This window comes from Serratia sp. YWN4 (assembly GCF_055790845.1).
Genome location: NZ_CM147696.1, coordinates 631,880 through 648,749 on the forward strand (window position 1 = coordinate 631,880; position 16,870 = coordinate 648,749).

The 16,870-nt window shown below is 54.2% G+C and carries 19 protein-coding genes and 1 pseudogene; 4 read left to right on the plus strand and 16 right to left on the minus strand.

The annotated features are described in order from the left end of the window. Window positions 1–14: 14 nt before the first annotated feature. From ACX9GT_RS02970 to ACX9GT_RS03020, 11 genes and pseudogenes are all read right to left on the minus strand, one after another. Window positions 15–188, minus strand: a pseudogene (locus ACX9GT_RS02970) (glutathione S-transferase family protein); the annotation flags it as partial. 36 nt (window positions 189–224) lie between these two features. Then, window positions 225–620, minus strand: a complete 396-nt coding sequence (locus ACX9GT_RS02975; RefSeq protein WP_473191491.1) for a DoxX family protein — start codon at window positions 618–620, stop codon at window positions 225–227. A gap of 265 nt (window positions 621–885) precedes the next feature. Beyond that, complete coding sequence (locus ACX9GT_RS02980) at window positions 886–1,173, minus strand: YqjK-like family protein (RefSeq protein ID WP_473189745.1); 288 nt, start codon at window positions 1,171–1,173, stop codon at window positions 886–888. After that, window positions 1,151–1,570 (minus strand): phage holin family protein, encoded by a 420-nt coding sequence (locus tag ACX9GT_RS02985; RefSeq protein ID WP_473191492.1) that lies wholly within the window; start codon window positions 1,568–1,570, stop codon window positions 1,151–1,153. The genes ACX9GT_RS02980 and ACX9GT_RS02985 overlap by 23 nt, the downstream gene beginning before the upstream one ends. A gap of 2 nt (window positions 1,571–1,572) precedes the next feature. After that, window positions 1,573–1,878, minus strand: coding sequence for an ElaB/YgaM/YqjD family protein (locus tag ACX9GT_RS02990; protein WP_473189746.1), 306 nt, complete (start codon window positions 1,876–1,878; stop codon window positions 1,573–1,575). Window positions 1,879–2,037: 159 nt separating this feature from the next. Beyond that, complete coding sequence (locus ACX9GT_RS02995) at window positions 2,038–2,412, minus strand: DUF1090 domain-containing protein (protein ID WP_473189747.1); 375 nt, start codon at window positions 2,410–2,412, stop codon at window positions 2,038–2,040. A gap of 158 nt (window positions 2,413–2,570) precedes the next feature. Next, on the minus strand, window positions 2,571–2,942 hold the full coding sequence (gene mzrA / locus ACX9GT_RS03000; RefSeq protein ID WP_473191493.1) for an EnvZ/OmpR regulon moderator MzrA: 372 nt from the start codon (window positions 2,940–2,942) through the stop codon (window positions 2,571–2,573). Continuing rightward, window positions 2,942–3,622, minus strand: a complete 681-nt coding sequence (locus ACX9GT_RS03005) for a DedA family protein (RefSeq protein ID WP_473189748.1) — start codon at window positions 3,620–3,622, stop codon at window positions 2,942–2,944. The genes mzrA and ACX9GT_RS03005 overlap by 1 nt, the downstream gene beginning before the upstream one ends. Window positions 3,623–3,750: 128 nt before the next feature. After that, complete coding sequence (locus tag ACX9GT_RS03010) at window positions 3,751–4,176, minus strand: hypothetical protein (RefSeq protein ID WP_473189749.1); 426 nt, start codon at window positions 4,174–4,176, stop codon at window positions 3,751–3,753. Between the two features lie 205 nt (window positions 4,177–4,381). Continuing rightward, a complete protein-coding gene (exuR, locus tag ACX9GT_RS03015; RefSeq protein WP_473189750.1) occupies window positions 4,382–5,158 on the minus strand; it encodes a transcriptional regulator ExuR in 777 nt (258 codons plus the stop codon). Between the two features lie 117 nt (window positions 5,159–5,275). Then, window positions 5,276–6,574, minus strand: coding sequence for an MFS transporter (locus ACX9GT_RS03020; protein ID WP_473189751.1), 1,299 nt, complete (start codon window positions 6,572–6,574; stop codon window positions 5,276–5,278). Between the two features lie 408 nt (window positions 6,575–6,982). Here ACX9GT_RS03020 and uxaC point away from each other — a divergent pair, with 408 nt between their 5' ends. The 3 genes from uxaC (at window position 6,983) to ACX9GT_RS03035 (ending at window position 10,526) form a co-directional block, all read left to right on the plus strand. Then, window positions 6,983–8,395: a glucuronate isomerase gene (gene uxaC / locus ACX9GT_RS03025; protein WP_473189752.1), complete on the plus strand. Its 1,413-nt coding sequence runs from the start codon at window positions 6,983–6,985 to the stop codon at window positions 8,393–8,395. 8 nt (window positions 8,396–8,403) lie between these two features. Continuing rightward, entirely contained in the window at window positions 8,404–9,894 is a 1,491-nt protein-coding gene (locus ACX9GT_RS03030) for a UxaA family hydrolase (protein ID WP_473189753.1), read from the plus strand. A gap of 74 nt (window positions 9,895–9,968) precedes the next feature. Next, the gene (locus ACX9GT_RS03035) at window positions 9,969–10,526 is read left to right on the plus strand and encodes a YgjV family protein (RefSeq protein ID WP_459400142.1); all 558 of its coding nucleotides are present in this window, start codon (window positions 9,969–9,971) and stop codon (window positions 10,524–10,526) included. On the opposite strand, the gene sstT is transcribed toward ACX9GT_RS03035, so the two are convergent. The 5 genes from sstT to ACX9GT_RS03060 form a co-directional block, all read right to left on the minus strand. After that, window positions 10,527–11,765, minus strand: coding sequence for a serine/threonine transporter SstT (sstT, locus tag ACX9GT_RS03040; RefSeq protein ID WP_473189754.1), 1,239 nt, complete (start codon window positions 11,763–11,765; stop codon window positions 10,527–10,529). Window positions 11,766–12,043: 278 nt separating this feature from the next. Then, entirely contained in the window at window positions 12,044–13,018 is a 975-nt protein-coding gene (locus ACX9GT_RS03045) for a TerC family protein (protein ID WP_473189755.1), read from the minus strand. 254 nt (window positions 13,019–13,272) lie between these two features. Further along, complete coding sequence (locus tag ACX9GT_RS03050) at window positions 13,273–14,004, minus strand: glutamine amidotransferase (protein ID WP_473189756.1); 732 nt, start codon at window positions 14,002–14,004, stop codon at window positions 13,273–13,275. Window position 14,005: 1 nt separating this feature from the next. Next, on the minus strand, window positions 14,006–14,986 hold the full coding sequence (locus tag ACX9GT_RS03055; RefSeq protein ID WP_473189757.1) for a Gfo/Idh/MocA family protein: 981 nt from the start codon (window positions 14,984–14,986) through the stop codon (window positions 14,006–14,008). 77 nt (window positions 14,987–15,063) lie between these two features. Then, window positions 15,064–15,570, minus strand: coding sequence for a M48 metallopeptidase family protein (locus tag ACX9GT_RS03060; RefSeq protein WP_473189758.1), 507 nt, complete (start codon window positions 15,568–15,570; stop codon window positions 15,064–15,066). Window positions 15,571–15,720: 150 nt separating this feature from the next. On the opposite strand from ACX9GT_RS03060, the gene rlmG reads away from it, so the two are divergent. Beyond that, the gene (gene rlmG, locus ACX9GT_RS03065) at window positions 15,721–16,860 is read left to right on the plus strand and encodes a 23S rRNA (guanine(1835)-N(2))-methyltransferase RlmG (protein WP_473189759.1); all 1,140 of its coding nucleotides are present in this window, start codon (window positions 15,721–15,723) and stop codon (window positions 16,858–16,860) included. The last annotated feature ends 10 nt before the right edge of the window (window positions 16,861–16,870 follow it).

Consider the following 16,870-nt stretch of genomic DNA (forward strand, 5'->3'; position numbering starts at 1 on the left):
GATGGGGTTAAACGTTAACCAAAATGCCGATCGCGCCTGTGCGGTGCATTGAGATCCTGCGTCGGCCCAATAGAAATAATGCCATGGGGATTGAGGGTAGTGTGGCTGCGGTAATAGTGATGGCGGATATGCGCCATATTGACCATCTCCGCCATGCCCGGCATTAGCCGAATGAGAAAAGCCCAAAGGCCCGGAAAACCGAGCCTTTGGCTGAGATGTTCAACTTACCATTTCTTGTTCAGAAGACGATCGATGCTGAAACCACCAGGGCCAGCAACGGCCAGAACGATGTAACCACCGGCAATGGTCAGGTTTTTCATAAACATCAGTTGGTTTACACCTTCAGCAAAGTTAGTGTGGAACAACAGTGCGGTCAGAATGGTGAAACCGGCGGTGAACAGCGCCACGGTGCGGGTCAGGAAGCCGAACAGAATCGCCAGACCGCCGCCAAGTTCCAACAGAATAGTTAATGGCAGCAGAAAACCAGGTACACCCATTGCCTGCATGTATTGTTGAGTGCCCGCATAGGCATCCCCCATTTTGCCGTAACCCGCCACGATAAACAGGATTGGCATCAAAATACGTGCAACCAGCAAACCTGTATCTTCTAATTTTTTCATCATTAACTCCGAAAGTGATGTTGTTCGCCAATCTTGGCATCTGTTCGGCTGGTAGCGTTGAGCTGCCCATGGCCTGTTGATGAAATGAATACTAGACGAGAATGATTGCGGTTGTTAGCAAGTAAATCTGTCATATTTTTTCAAAAAAATTGAATGTTAAGCCTGCTTATAAAGTGAGAAGAATCAGAATGTTGGTGATAGATGCGAAGAAACTGCACAAAATATAGGGTTTTACTACGGGATAATTGAACGAGAGGTGGAGGTATTACTTGGAGGGGAATGCTTTGCGGATCAAACGAATAGTGCTCCAAACGCCAATAGCGCGGCGTGACCAACGGATAAATTTGCCGGGGTGGCGGATGCCATACAGAGCAACAACGCTGGAAGCAATAGCCACATATTTACGCAGGCTAAATAGCGTTTGCCAGCCTTGATCGAGGCATTCGGTCTTTTCCAGCCATAGCGTCTTGTTTGCCGCCAGATCCAGGCGTTGCTGCTGGATCTGTTGAATCAACTGCTGTTTTTTCCATTCACGGTACTGGCGGTGATTCATTGTTGCCCTCCAGCGTGGAACGATCCAGCTCCAGTTGCTTGCGTGTGGCGCTCAGCAGGGTGGAACGACGCGCTTTAGACAGCGTCCAGATGATGCCCACGAGGGCCAGCGACAGCAACACGGCGGTGGTGGTGCCCAGCGCGATCAGGCGATAAGCGGGGTCGATCGCCCAGAAAATCAGCAACAACAGGCTCATCAGGCCGAAAGCGGTGAACAGAAGAGTGATTCCGGCCATCATCAGTAACTGAACGAGGTTGGTTTTCTCTTCTTCCAATTCGATAACGGCCAAGCGCACCCGCGTTTCCACCATCTTGACCAGAATAGTGAGGATACGTTGGCCGATATCCAGGACCCCTTTAGCAGGGCCCTGGGCGCGAGTTTGCGGTTTTTCGCTCATCATCAGCGGCGCGCGAGTAGAACGCCTAACACTATGCCGACCGCAGCGCCGATACCGATACCGGTCCACGGGTTTTCACGCACATAATCGTCGGCCTGGCAGGCCATCTGCTTGGTTTGATGGGCCAGTTTGTCGCCAGCATCGCTCAGGCGTGCACGAGTATCTTTCAGCGTGTCTTCTGCTTTGGCGCGCAGTTTTTCCAGCTCGGCTTTAGATTTATCGGTGGAAGAGTTCAGAACTTCTTCCAACGTATCGGCCAGAGACTTCAGTTCAGCGCGTAAATTTTCTGCATTTGAATCTTGTGCCATTTCGATAACTCCTTAACGTCGACAGACTTTCAACATAGCGGATTTATTCGTCGGAGCAAAGGGCTTATGTCTGGTTGATCTCACTGACCAACTACGCGATAGGCTGCTAAAATCCCGCCAGGCGTGGCTCTCATCGATAAATCCGCTGGTGTAAAAAAATTATTCCGCCTGAGCCGCTTTCAGCTCAGCCTGTGCTTCGGCCAGTTTTTTCTGCTTATTGGCCACTTTGTCCGCTTTGCCTGCTTGCCGAGCCTCTTGCAGTTCTTGCTCGCGCTCGGCGACTTTATCTTGTTTATCAGCGATTTTCTGTTGGCGTTCTGTGGCTAAACTGGCCTCAGTACAGTGGTTTTGTACCTCGCGGAGTGCTTTTTCCAAACCTTCCACGCGGTGGCGGTTGCCGTGCTGCTTGGCGTAATCAACCTGTGCTTGAATCGCCTGTGCTTTTTGGGCACAGCCATCGGTGTTGGCCGCTGAAGAGAGGGTTGCATAGGCCAACAATGGTGTGACCAATAAGAGTGTGTGGCGTATTTTCATGATATTCAATTCCTTATTGAGGGACAACTCCTGCTGCCCAAATGAGAGGCGCTGACATTCAGCGTAGTCATAAATAGCCGATAATCCCAATGAGTTATTGAGGATCAGCAGGTGATAGCGGATTAAGCAAACGGGATAATCCTGTTAATAGAAAGGAATTATCCCAGATTGAATGGCGCGCGGGCAAATTTGCGAACCCAATGGCTCGGTGCCGGGGATTCGCTCAGGGCGATGGTGTAGCCGGGGGGCAGAATAGTTTGTAAGGCTTCGCGTGCCAGCCGTTGCTGTTCTGGGGAATCCAGGCGGATCACCAAACCATCACCTTCAGGCGTAATACTTTTGATGCGAATGCCGCGCTCATCCAGGCGCTGGTAGACATAAAAGCCATCGGGCAGCGACAGCCCCTGATGAGGGGCATGAATACGCAGTTCGCTTTCTGTACGTACCATATAAGGCACCAGCACCGTGGCCAAGGCCAGCAGTGCCAGTGCCATAACCAGCGCGTATTGCCAGCGTGGGCGTTGGGTGATCACACGCCTTTTCCCTGATCGTGATTGCCTGAGCGTTTCTTACGCCATAGCACGACCAGTGAACCGATCAGCCCGACGACCAGCAATACCAGTGGCAGCAGCATCAGGCCGAACATCAACTGATCTTCATACTTGCGGAACATCGGGGTATTCCCCAAAGCGAAGCCGACAGAAACCAGGATCAACACCCACAGCAGACCGCTGATCCAGTTGAAGAACTGAAAGCGAGCATTGCTCAGGCCAGACAGACCGGCGATGGTGGGCAGCAGAGTACGTACGAAGGCCAGGAAACGCCCAACCAACAGGGCCGATAATCCGTGGCGGTGGAACAGTTGGTGTGCTCGCTGGTGGTAGTGGGCAGGCAAGTGCGAAAGCCAGCTCTGCACCGTTCGCGTATTCCCCAACCATCGGCCCTGTATATAACTTAGCCAGCATCCCAGGCTGGCGGCGGTGGTCAGGATCAGGATCGTCACCGGGAAATTCATGGCGCCTTTTGCGACCAGCACGCCAACCAGGATCAACAGACTGTCACCCGGCAGAAAGGCCGCAGGCAACAGGCCGTTTTCCAGAAATAAAATCATAAACAGCAGGACATAGAGCGTCCAGACCAGCGAAGGGTTGGCCAGCGTCTCGAAGTCTTGCTGCCATAAGGCATCCAACAATTGCTTAATGATATCCATCCGGTGTTCCTAAAACGTCATTGTTTGTTTTATTCAGCGGTAGGGCGGCGATGAGCGGAAGCCCTGATTGCTGATAGTGATGAAACGGTGTTGCTTTATTCGTTAGTTCTAATGGGTGCGACACCGGGTCATGAGTGATAAGTCAATGAGCCACGGTAAAGAATATTGCTGTCTTTCCAGCCACCGATCCTGCTTTGCTGCTGGGAGGAGTGCAGAGTCCAGTTGATTTGCACAAGCCGGTTAGGTGCGGGTGAATCTGCCTGCCGCTGAGGCTGGGTATTACTGGCTGGGTCCGTCGCTAAAGTATAGGTTGGAACCTGCTGTGCGGGGGAAAGCAACGAACTGGGAAAGGACTGTACCCGCGGCAGTAACAGCAGCAATTTGCCAGGGGCTTTACGACGAAGTTCCGCATGTGGGCGGTAAACCGGGTCGTCAGAGGAGAGTATCGGCTGTTCAGGAGATACCAGAGAGTTTAACGCCGCGGCTTTGGTTTGTACTGCACATAGCTTTTGACCGGAAACCGAACTGGTCCAGCAAAAAAGAGCAATAAGCATGGCAAACAACCAGCGCATGTATTTGCGTTCCGCCCCCAAGCCAATAGGTAAAAAAGTGGTCTAACTCTACCAAAATAGCATGATTGGCAACAGGGAAATCTGCGTTGCCGCAGGCGAAATGTTAGCTGGCCAGCGCCAGTGACGGCATCGATTCAGCCGATTTTACATTACCTGACACAAGCCGAGGTTATTTGACGGCGAAACGCTATTTGTTGCCAGCGGCAACGCTTTCCAGATGCACCACCGGATTTTCTGAAAACAAGTAACGGTCGGCGTTGTATTCGAAGTCGTCGGTGGTGGCGTTGAACAGCATCTGTTTGGTGTTTTCCAGGTGCTGCCACATGGCCAGCTTGGCGGCATGAGGATCTTTGCGGATCAGGGCCTTGAGGATCTCATCGTGATCGTCACACCAACTGGCGATCGAACGATCGTCAATATGCTCGTGCAGTTTGATCCAATACGGGTTGTTTACCCTCTGCGCCCACATTTTCTCGACAATCGTCGCCATCGCGGTGTTCTGGGTCGCTAACGCCACCTGAACGTGGAATTTGAGATCCCACTCTGAGTCACGGAAGCGATCTTCCTTGCGAGCCTGCTCCTGGATCTCCATCAGGTTAACGATATCCTGCTTGGTCACCTGGGTGGCGGCGAATTCGGCGATATTGCTTTCGATCAACTGGCGGGCTTGCAGCAGTTCAAAAGGTCCGGCGGTGGCAAATTCGAGACTATCGCCCGGTATCACCAGGTTTTTCTGCTGGTTGGAGATCACATGGATCCCAGAACCCTTCCGTACTTCGACATAGCCTTCGACCTCCAGCATGATAATCGCTTCGCGCACCACGGTGCGGCTAACGTTCATTTCTTCAGCGATATAGCGCTCTGCTGGCAGCTTATCACCCACCGGATAGACCCCGCTCTCAATGCGATGTTTGAGCTTGGCGGCCAATTGCTGATAAAGGCGTCTGGTTTCAGTGAATTCCATAGTGAGTACTCTGTGGTAGGAAGGCTGGATGCCATAGCAGTTGTTATACCACTTATCCACTACGGCTGCCAGTAGCTCAAAGGTGGAAAACCCGGCACAGGGGCCGGGCGGCGTGGGTTAACTGCTGGCGCTTGCCGTTTGCAAGGGCTCTTGCGGGGGTTCCGCGGCGGTGCGGTTTTGCAGCACGGTCCAGATGACAATCGCACCCAGAATATCGAACACCGACAGAGCAGCGAACAGCGGGCTGAAACCCAGCGTGTCGGCCAGTGCGCCCACGACTAAGGCAAACAGGGTACTTGCCGTCCATGCAGCCATACCGGTCAGGCCGTTGGCGGTAGCGACTTCGTTACGGCCAAACACGTCTGAGGACAGGGTAATCAATGCGCCAGACAGCGACTGGTGCGCAAAACCGCCGACGCACAGCAGGGCAATGGCGGCGTAAGGGCTGGTGAATAAGCCGATCATCCCTGGGCCAATCATCAGTAGCGCGCCCATGGTGACCACCAGCTTGCGCGACACGATCAGGTTCACTTTGAAATGTTTCTGGAAGAACGGTGGCAAGTAGCCACCCACGATGCAGCCGAGATCGGCGAACAGCATCGGCATCCAGGCAAACATGGCAATTTCTTTCAGGTTAAAGCCGTAAGCTTTGAACATGAACAGCGGGATCCAGGCGTTGAAGGTGCCCCAGGCCGGTTCAGCCAGAAAGCGTGGCAGTGCGATGCCCCAGAACTGCCGGTTGCGCACGATCTGCCAGGCAGACATCTTTTTGGCATTGCTGGTCTGGTGCTGCGCTTCTTGTCCCTCCAGAATATAGGTGCGCTCTTCACTGCTGAGTTTTTTCTGGTCTTTTGGGTGTTTATAAAAAATCAGCCAGCAGATGGCCCAGATCAGGCTCAGTATCCCGACGATGACGAACGCCAGCTCCCAGCTGTGGGCGACGATGGCCCACACCACTAAAGGCGGAGCGAGCATGCCGCCGATGGAGGAACCGACGTTGAAATACCCCACGGCGATCGAACGCTCTTTGGCGGGAAACCATTCGCTGGTGGCTTTCAGCCCGGCGGGGATCATGGCGGCTTCGGCCATCCCTACCGCCCCACGGGCCATGGCCAGACCGCCCCAGCTATTGGCCAGAGCGGTACCCATACAGAATAAGGCCCACAGAATGGCAAACATCGCATAACCGATCTTGGTGCCGAGCACGTCCAGTATGTAGCCTGCGACGGGTTGCATGACGGTATAACAGGCAGAATAAGCGGCAACGATATAGGAATATTGCTGCGTAGTGATATGCAGCGTGCCTTCCAGCGTGGGTGCCGCGACAGCCATTGCGTTGCGGGTCAGATAACCGAGCACGGTACCGATGGTCACCAGACCGATCATGTACCAGCGTAACCCTTTAATTTTACGCATTCAAAACCTCTCCCAATCTTGAAATGTCTGCCACCGGCAAATCCGTGGCGTTTCATGTGGTGATTCCCTTTCATTTATATTTGCCAGTCTTCCTATTACCGGCGTCCCCCCTGCACATTGCCATAGTGAACTGCTGAAAAAGGGTGCAAGGTGGCGAGACGATAACTTGTCATACAGATTTAAAAGTTGAGTGACATCACAAAAGCTGCGGGTCAATTAGGCAATAATAAGTTGCAAATTGTTACGCCGTTTTGGTGATGTTTTGCCCTGAAATGTGTTTTAAACGGCTTTAGGTGGTGAGTTAACCGAGAGCAGGGTGAAATATTGCTGGACGCTGAATAAAATTGGTGTGATAACTTCCAAAAATTAACCGCAAGGTTAGCCAGAAAACCAGGTGAGGAACCCGATATGGCCACGTTTTTGAGCGATGATTTTTTGTTAGACAGTGAATTTGCCCGCCGCCTTTATCATGACTACGCTGCGGATCAGCCAATTTTCGACTATCACTGCCATCTGCCACCGCAGCAGATTGCCGAAAACACCCGTTTTCAGAACCTGTATGATATTTGGCTGAAGGGCGATCACTATAAATGGCGAGCCATGCGCACCAATGGGGTGCCCGAGCGTCTGTGTACCGGCGATGCCTCTGACCGTGAAAAGTTTGATGCCTGGGCCGCTACGGTGCCGCATACCATTGGTAACCCGCTGTATCACTGGACCCACCTGGAACTGCGCCGCCCGTTTGGGATTACCGGCAAACTGTTGTCACCGAGCACGGCAGACGAAATCTGGCAGCGCGGTAATCAACTGCTGGCGCAAGATTCGTTCAGCGCACGTGGCATCATGAAGCAGATGAAAGTGAAGATGGTCGGGACTACCGACGATCCGATCGATGATCTGCGCCACCATAAAGCCATCGCCGCCGACGGCAGCTTCGACATCAAAGTGTTGCCAAGCTGGCGGCCAGATAAAGCCTTCAATATTGAAGCACCCGGATTCAACGACTACCTGCAACAGCTGGAAGCCGCTGCGGATACGTCGATCGCGCGTTTCAGCGATCTGCGCGATGCGCTGAAAAAGCGCATGGATCACTTTGCTGCGCACGGTTGCAAGGTTTCCGATCACGCGCTGGACGTGGTGGTTTACGGTGAAGCCGATGAAGCCACGCTGGACGCCATTCTGGCGCAACGGCTGAGTGGCAAAACTCCTACCCCACAGCAGAGCGCACAGTTCAAGACCGCCGTGTTGCTGTTCCTGGCTAGCGAATACCAGCGCCGTGAATGGGTACAGCAGTATCACATTGGTGCGCTACGCAATAACAACAGCCGGATGTTTACCACCATTGGCCCGGATATCGGCTTTGACTCGATTAACGATCAGCCGCTGGCCGAACCGCTGTCGCGCTTGCTGGATGCGCAGGCAAAACAAGGCAGCCTGCCAAAAACTATCCTGTACTGCCTCAACCCGCGTGATAACGAAGTGCTTGGCACCATGGTCGGTAACTTCCAGGGCGAAGGCATGGCGGGCAAGATGCAGTTCGGTTCCGGCTGGTGGTTTAACGATCAGAAAGACGGTATGCAGCGCCAGATGACGCAGTTGGCCCAGCTTGGGCTGCTCAGCCGCTTTGTCGGCATGCTGACCGACAGCCGCAGCTTCCTGTCTTACACGCGCCACGAATACTTCCGTCGTATCTTGTGCCAGATGATTGGCCGTTGGGTGGAAGACGGCGAGGCTCCGGCGGATATCGTATTGCTAGGCGAAATGGTGAAAAACATCTGTTTCGATAATGCCAAGCAGTATTTTGCTATCGAATTGGCATAGGTTGGTTTATGCAAAGCATCATAAAAATTCATCCGAAAGATAATGTAGCGGTGGCGTTGCGTGATTTGGCTGCCGGTGAAGCGCAAACGCTGGGCGAACGCGTGATTACGCTGGCGCAAGACGTGGCGCGCGGGCACAAGTTTGCGCTTGAGCCGATTGCCGTTGGTGAGATGATCGTCAAATACGGTTTACCGATTGGTCATGCGCTGGTGGCCATTGCGCCAGGCGAACATATTCACTCGCAGAATGCCAGAACCAACCTGAGCGATCTCGACAGCTACCAGTATCAGCCGGAATTCCAGATCTTACCGGCGCAGGCGGCGGATCGCGAAGTGCAGATCTACCGGCGCAACAATGGTGACGTGGGGATCCGCAACGAGCTGTGGATCATCCCGACCGTGGGCTGTGTCAACGGCATTGCCCGCCAGATCCAACAGCGCTTTTTGAAAGAAACCCATGAGGCGCAGGGGATCGACGGTGTGCATCTGTTCAGCCACCCGTTTGGCTGTTCGCAGCTCGGCCAGGATCATGAAAACACCCGTACCATGCTGCAAAATATGGTGCGTCACCCGAATGCCGGTGCGGTGCTGGTGATCGGTTTAGGGTGCGAGAACAACCAGGTGGATGCATTCCGTACCACGCTCGGGGAATTTGATGAGCAGCGTGTGCACTTTATGGTCTGCCAGCAGCAGGATGATGAAGTCGAGGCCGGGCTGGAGCATATGCATCAGCTGTACCAGATGATGCGTGACGATCGCCGTCAGCCGGGCAAGCTCAGCGAACTGAAGTTTGGCCTGGAGTGCGGCGGATCGGATGGCCTGTCTGGCATTACCGCCAACCCATTGCTGGGCTGTTTCTCGGATTATGTGATCGCCAACGGCGGCACTACGGTGCTGACGGAAGTGCCGGAAATGTTTGGTGCCGAACGTATTCTGATGAGCCGCTGCCGCGACGAAAGCACGTTTGAAAAAACTGTTAGCATGGTTAACGATTTCAAACAATATTTCATCGCTCACGATCAGCCGATCTACGAAAACCCATCGCCGGGTAACAAGGCGGGCGGTATTACCACTCTGGAAGAAAAATCACTCGGCTGTACTCAAAAAGCCGGGCAGAGCCAGGTGGTGGACGTGCTGAAATATGGCGAGCGCCTGCGCCAGCCGGGGTTAAACCTGCTGAGTGCGCCGGGTAACGACGCCGTGGCCACCAGCGCCTTGGCCGGTGCCGGTTGCCATATGGTGCTGTTCAGCACCGGGCGAGGCACGCCATACGGTGGGTTTGTGCCGACGGTGAAACTGGCAACCAATTCGGAGTTGGCGGCGAAAAAACCGCACTGGATCGATTTCGATGCCGGGCAGTTGATCCACGGCGTGTCGATGGATCACATGCTGGAGCAGTTTGTCGAACTGATCGTCGGCATTGCCGATGGCAAACCGGCGCGTAACGAAGTTAATGACTTCCGCGAACTGGCGATCTTTAAAAGCGGAGTAACATTGTAAAGCCTGGCGGGCGGGAGTAGCATAAAACGGCGTTTCAATTCCAGCGCTTGTTATTTCCGCCCCAGGATCCCCTAATGACGTTTTATTGGTTTGCCCAGTCCGTTGGCGTACTGGCTTTTTTGGTCGGTATCACCAGCTTCTTCAATCGCAACGATCAGCGCTTCAAACTGCAACTCTCGGCTTACAGCCTGATTATTGGTGTCCATTTCTTCCTGATGGGGGCCAGTGCCGCTGGCAGCAGCGCGCTGTTAGGCGCCTGTCGTAACCTGATCTCCATGCGTACCCGCAGCTTATGGATGATGTGGTTTTTCATCATCCTGACGCCGATCGTCGGCCTGTCTCATTTCAAACACTGGGTGGAGTTATTGCCTATCTTGGGCACGACAGCCAGCACCTGGGCACTGTTCCGCAGCCGTGGCCTGACAACTCGCTGTGTGATGTGGTGCTCAACCGCCTGTTGGTTTACCCACAATATCTGGTTGGGCTCGATTGGCGGTTCGCTGATTGAGGGCAGTTTTTTGCTGATGAACGGCTTTAACATTATCCGTTTCCGCCGCTTGCAGTTACGCGGTATCGATCCTTTCGCGGTAGAAAAAAAGGCGCCCGATGGGCGCCTGGCTGACGATCGTTAACTATCGGCGCATCTTCAGCGGATCGCTGCTTGCCAGCCGCTGATCTTCCGCCTGACAGGCGGCTGCGGTGAACAGCACGTCGGTGGATGAGTTCAGCGCGGTTTCTGCCGAGTCTTGCAAGACGCCGATGATAAAGCCTACCGCCACTACTTGCATTGCGACATCGTTCGGAATGCCAAACATGTTACATGCCAGCGGGATCAGCAGCAGTGAACCACCGGCCACGCCGGAAGCACCGCAGGCACAGATGGCAGCCACTACGCTCAACAGCAGAGCGGTTGGCACATCCACCGGGATACCCAGCGTATGCACCGCGGCCAACGTCAGCACGGTGATGGTGATCGCGGCACCGGCCATGTTGATGGTGGCACCCAGCGGGATAGAAACCGAATAGGTATCTTCGTTCAGATTCAGCTTCTTGCTGAGTTCCATGTTAACCGGAATGTTGGCGGCGGAGCTGCGGGTAAAGAAGGCGGTCACGCCGCTTTCACGCAGGCAGGTGAACACCAGCGGGTACGGATTGCGGCGGATCTTCCAGTAGACGATCAGCGGGTTAAGCACCAGCGCCACCAGCAGCATACAGCCGATCAGCACCACCAGCAGTTGGGCGTAGCCCCACAGCGCGCTAAAGCCGGTTTCGGCCAGCGTAGAAGCCACCAGGCCAAAAATCCCCAGTGGCGCACAGCGGATCACCGCACGTACCACCAGAGTGATGGCGTGTGACATGTCGGTGATCAGCGTTTTGGTGGTGTCAGAGGCATGGCGCAGCGCCAATCCAAGGCCAACCGCCCAGGTCAGAATGCCGATGTAGTTGGCATTAATCAGGGCATTGAACGGGTTAGCGACCACGCTCATCAGCAGGTTTTTCAGCACTTCAACGATGCCACCTGGCGGGTTGATATCGGTATTTCCCACCGCCAGAGCCAGCGTTGAAGGGAAGATAAAGCTGATGACAACGGCAGTCAGCGCTGCCGCAAAGGTGCCCAGCAGGTAGAGAAACAGAATCGGGCGGATATTGGTTTTCTGCCCCTGTTTGTGGTTGGCGATGGAAGCCATCACCAGCACCAGTACCAGTACTGGCGCAACGGCCTTCAGTGCGCCGACGAACAGCGCCCCGAGCAGGCCAACGGCGCTGGCAGCGGCAGGAGAAACCAGCGCTACCGCGATACCGGCCACCAGGCCGATCAATATTTGTTTAACCAGGCTGCCCTGAGTGATGCGTACTAATAATTTATTCATGATGCTGTTGCGTTTCCGCTCCCCTGAAATGTGGCGTACAGACGATTATGCCTCGGCAGGAACGCCGCCGAGCAAATGTTATTGGTATCTGTAACTAAGTGTGTTTGCCCGATCAGTATTCAGTAAATTAGGGGGGTTGAAAAGAGGTGATGCTGAAATTACGTGCGCGGAGTAATCGTTTATAACATCCTGATTACATTTGTGTGATCGCAATAACATTTGGGCTTAAAGGTGAATTGCCAAACAATCGCGGGGCGACTAGCGCCCCGGATAACAGATTATGGCGTGTTTCTCGCTTTCACATCGTTACGGTGGTTAACCCAGGCGTTGATCAGCAGCGTCAGCAGCAGAATACCGGCAACCGTACCCAGGGAAATGGCGATCGGGATATGGTAGAAATCGACGATCAGCATTTTGATACCGATAAATACCAGGATCACCGACAGGCCATATTTCAGCATCGAGAAGCGCTCCGCTACGCTAGCCAGCAGGAAGTACATGGCACGCAACCCCATGATGGCAAACAGGTTGGAGGTCAGCACGATAAACGGATCGGTGGTCACGGCGAAGATCGCAGGGATACTGTCGACGGCGAAAATCACGTCGCTCAGTTCCACCAGGATCAGCACCAGTAGCAGCGGTGTGACAAACAGCACACCGTTGCGGCGCACGAAGAAACGCTCGCCTTCCAGGTTATCGGTCATGCGCAGGTGGCTACGCAGCCACTTCACCAGCGGTTTGTCGCCGATCGCCGCACCATCTTCCTTCGCCAACGCCATCTTGATGCCGGTAAACAGCAGGAAAGCACCGAACAGGTACAGCAACCAGGTGAACTGCGCGATCAACCAACTGCCCGCGAAGATCATGATAGTACGCAGGACGATAGCGCCAAGAATACCGAAGATCAGCACGCGGCGTTGTAAATGGGTCGGGATGGCGAAATAGCTGAACAGCATCAGCCAGACGAAGACGTTGTCGATCGCCAGCGCTTTCTCAATCAGGTAACCGGTCAGGAAGGCCAGAGCCTGCGTATCCGCCACGGCGCGTCCGGCGGTTTCGTTCAGGTAGTACCAGAAACCGGCGTTAAACAGCAACGCCAAACTCACCCACACCAAAGACCAGCAGGCAGCCTGCTTCAACGTCATGGTTTGTGCGCCTTTGCGGCCTTGCAGCAGTAAATCGATGACCAGCATCACGACTATGATGGCGGTAAAACTGGCCCAGAGCCAGGGAGTGCCAACGGTATTCAACATCAGGGATATCCTTCAGAAAACAAAAACGGCCAACGTCGGAAGACGCTAGCCGCTCTGTGAACGCTGCAAGCAAACCTCGCCTTCCGGCAAGGTCTCACTTACAACGTTGATGAAGGTAATGACACCTTAGACATCAGGTTGCCCGGTAACCGGATGCTTGCGCATCGTAATGACGATTGACCGGCAATGAAGTTACTCCCCTTTGCGTGGCAAAAAATAATGCAAAACGTGCGGGCGGTCAACGTTTAAAACCGTTACCCAGCGTTTGAGCGCTGCGCACCGAGGCTGATGACAAAGCCTTGCAACAGCATCTGGCTGAACGGGGTATTACTAACCTGTTGTTGTTTAACCCGGTAGCTTTCCTGATTTTCTGGATCCAACTCGCTGAGCCAACTCAGATAGCGCTGCATGGCCGCACCGTTAAATTCCGGGTGGAATTGAGTGGTCAAGGCGTTGTCGCCGTAACGCAGGATCTGATAAGGATCCTGCTGCGAGCGTGCCAGCACTTCGGCACCGGGCGGCGGCGTCAGAACCGACTGTGCATGGATCAGATTTGCTTTGAATCGCGGCGGCAGTATTGCGAGGCGCTTATCATTGCTGGCTGCGGGCAGCAATTCGATCTCCAGCGTGCCGACTTCCATCCCCTGCGGGTGATAGCCTACTTCTCCCCCTAGCGCATGGGCCAGAAGCTGATGGCCGTAACATACGCCAAAAATCGGCAGCCTGATCTGCATCGCCTGGCGCAACCAGGCTGCCGCTTGCTCGCTCCACGGCAGTTGTTCTGTCACCATCGCCGGTGAACCGGTGATCACCACGCCGCAGTAGTTTTCTGGCGGCAACAAGGGGTCACCGGCAGGAAGATGCACGATCTGCACGCGATCGGCGGCGATATTCCCCTGCTTAATGAACATCTGGTCAAAGTTGGCTAATTCATGCCGAACGGCTTCCGGCGCATCACCGGTTTGCATTAACAGCAGCGGTTTCATTTCATTCTCCATCGGCAGGGAATACCACCCCGGTCTGACGGCGGATTTCGGTCAGCAGGCGGGCGACGATCAATGAGTTTTCCAAGCCTGAGTGCTCGATCTGCTGTTTTTCCACCAATGCGGCAAAGGCTTCTGCCTCATACAGCATGGTGTTGATGTGCTGCGGCTGGGTCAGATCCTGCGGGTTGGCTCCGCGCGGCGTCAGCACCACTTTCTGATATTCGGAGATCTTCTCGATCATCAGCGTGCCGTCTTCACCCTGGATCTCGCTTGGGATATCCGAGTTGCTCACCTTGGAATGCGTAATGGTTACGTCGAAGTCACCGTAGTTCAGGCACACGGTGCCGTGCGCATCCACGCCGGTATCCAGCAGTGAGGCACTGGCCATTACCGATCTCGGCGCACCGAACAGCGCTACCGCGTTGGCAACGCAGTAGTAGCCAATATCCATGATCGAACCGTTGGAGAACTGCGGATTAAAGGTATTTGGGTTTTCACCGGCCAGATAGCGTGGGTAGCGGGAGGAGTATTGGCAAAAGTTGAAGAGCGCTTTACGCAGCCTGCCGATGTTCGTCAATGCTTGTTGCAGCACCAGGAAATTCGGCAAATGGGCGCTTTTAAACGCCTCAAACAGCACTACCTGGTTTTCACGCGCGCAGGCCACCAGCTTTTCCACTTGTTGCAGATTAGATGCCAGCGGTTTCTCGCAGATCACATGTTTTTTATGGCGGAGGAACAGCAGCGATTGTGGGTAATGCAGCGAGTTAGGGCTGGCGATATATACTGCGTCGATCACATCGGACTGGGCCAGCGCGTCGAGAGAATCGAAAAAGTGCTCGACGGGGTAGTTGGCGCCAAATGCCCGCGCCTGTTCGAGGTTGCGCGAGTAGATAGCGGTCAGTTTCATTTTGCCGCTCTCATGAGCCGCATCAATAAAGCGTTCCGTAATCCAGTTGGTGCCAATGACAGCAAAACGAATCATAGGTAACTCCGGTTCCCGCAAACAGGTGGCTGAGAGAACCAGATTATCACGCCATAAACGGAAGGCGAATGATTGCGTTAGCCGTAGAGTTCACCGAACAGCGACAGATGCGTCAGATACAGCCGGGTGTCAAATTCCAACTGGTGATAGCGCGGTTCCATATGGCAACACAGGCTATAAAACGCTTTGTTATGGTCTTTCTCTTTCAGGTGCGCCAACTCATGCACCACGATCATGCGCAGAAAAGGTTCCGGTGCATTTTTGAAGACCGTCGCCACGCGGATCTCCGCTTTGGCTTTCAGCTTGCCGCCCTGCACGCGAGAAATGGCGGTATGCATACCCAGCGCATGTTTCATTACCTGGATTTTGCTGTCGTAGGCCACTTTGCTTAGCGGTTGGGCATTGCGCAGATACTGGTTTTTCAGATCGACAGTAAACTGATACAGCGACTTGTCGGTGGTGCAGTCATGCACCTGCGGGTAGCGCTCTAATAACGCTTTGCCCAGCCGCTGCTGCTGGATAAGCTGCTGCACCTGCGCTTGCAGATGATCGGGATAGCCTTGCAGGTAGGTCAACTCAGGCATGTTTTTCAGGATTCAGTGGCAAAACGGGGCGTTTATTGTATGACGTTTTTTCGTGCAAATCCCGCAAACGGCAATTAATCCCAAAAAACATTTTACTGAGGCGCGTTTTTAAGGGATAAACAGCTCAAATTTTATCAGTCAGGAGGGGCAATGAGCCAACTCGATCTGGGAACACAGCAACTTGAGCTGGAGCGTTATCCCCAACAAGAAGAATCCACCCAATTGCAGGCGTGGGAAGCGGCGGACGAATATCTGCTGCAACAGCTTGAAAATATAGCCGTGGGCGAGCGCCCAGTGCTGATTTTCAACGATCATTTCGGCACGCTGGCCTGCGCCCTGCATGCTCATAAGCCTTACAGCATCAGCGATTCCTACATGAATCAACTAGCGACGCGCCATAATCTTGTGCTGAATGAGCTGGATGTTGAACAGGTTACGCTGCTGGACAGCCTGGCGGATCTGCCAGCCAACCCGGCAGTGGTGCTGATTCGGGTACCGAAAGCGCTGGCCTTGCTGGAACAGCAACTGCGGGCGCTGCGCAACGTGGTGTCTGCCGATACGCTGATTATTGCTGGCGCCAAAGCGCGTGACGTGCATACCTCGACCATGCAGGTGTTCGAGCGAGTGCTTGGCCCGACCCGCACCAGCCTGGCCTGGAAAAAGGCGCGCCTGATTTACTGCCAAGTGACCGACATCGTACCACCGGCCGCCCCGGAAACCACCGATTGGCAGCTCGACGGCACCGATTGGCTGATCCACAACCATGCCAACGTGTTTTCACGCGGCGGCCTGGATATCGGCGCGCGTCTGTTCCTGGAATATTTACCGCAGGATCTGCACGGCCATATCGTCGATCTTGGCTGTGGCAACGGCATTATCGGCATGAAAGCGCTGGTACAGAATCCAGAAGCGCAGATGACCTTTGTCGATGAATCTTACATGGCGGTGGCGTCCAGCGAACTGAACGTGGCGCACAACCTGCCGCAGGAGATGGATCGCTGCCAGTTTGAAGTGAACAACTCGCTGGCGGGCATTGAGCGTGAAAGTTTGCAGGCGGTATTGTGCAATCCGCCATTCCATCAGCAGCATGCGATCACCGATCACACCGCCTGGCAGATGTTCTGCGATGCCAAGCGCTGCCTGCAAGTGGGGGGTGAACTGCGCATCGTCGGCAACCGCCATCTGGATTACTACCACAAACTGAAGCGCCTGTTTGGCAACTGCACCACCTTGGCGTCGAACCAGAAATTTGTGATCCTCAAAGCGGTCAAATCTGGCGCACGGCGTTAATCAGTAGGGG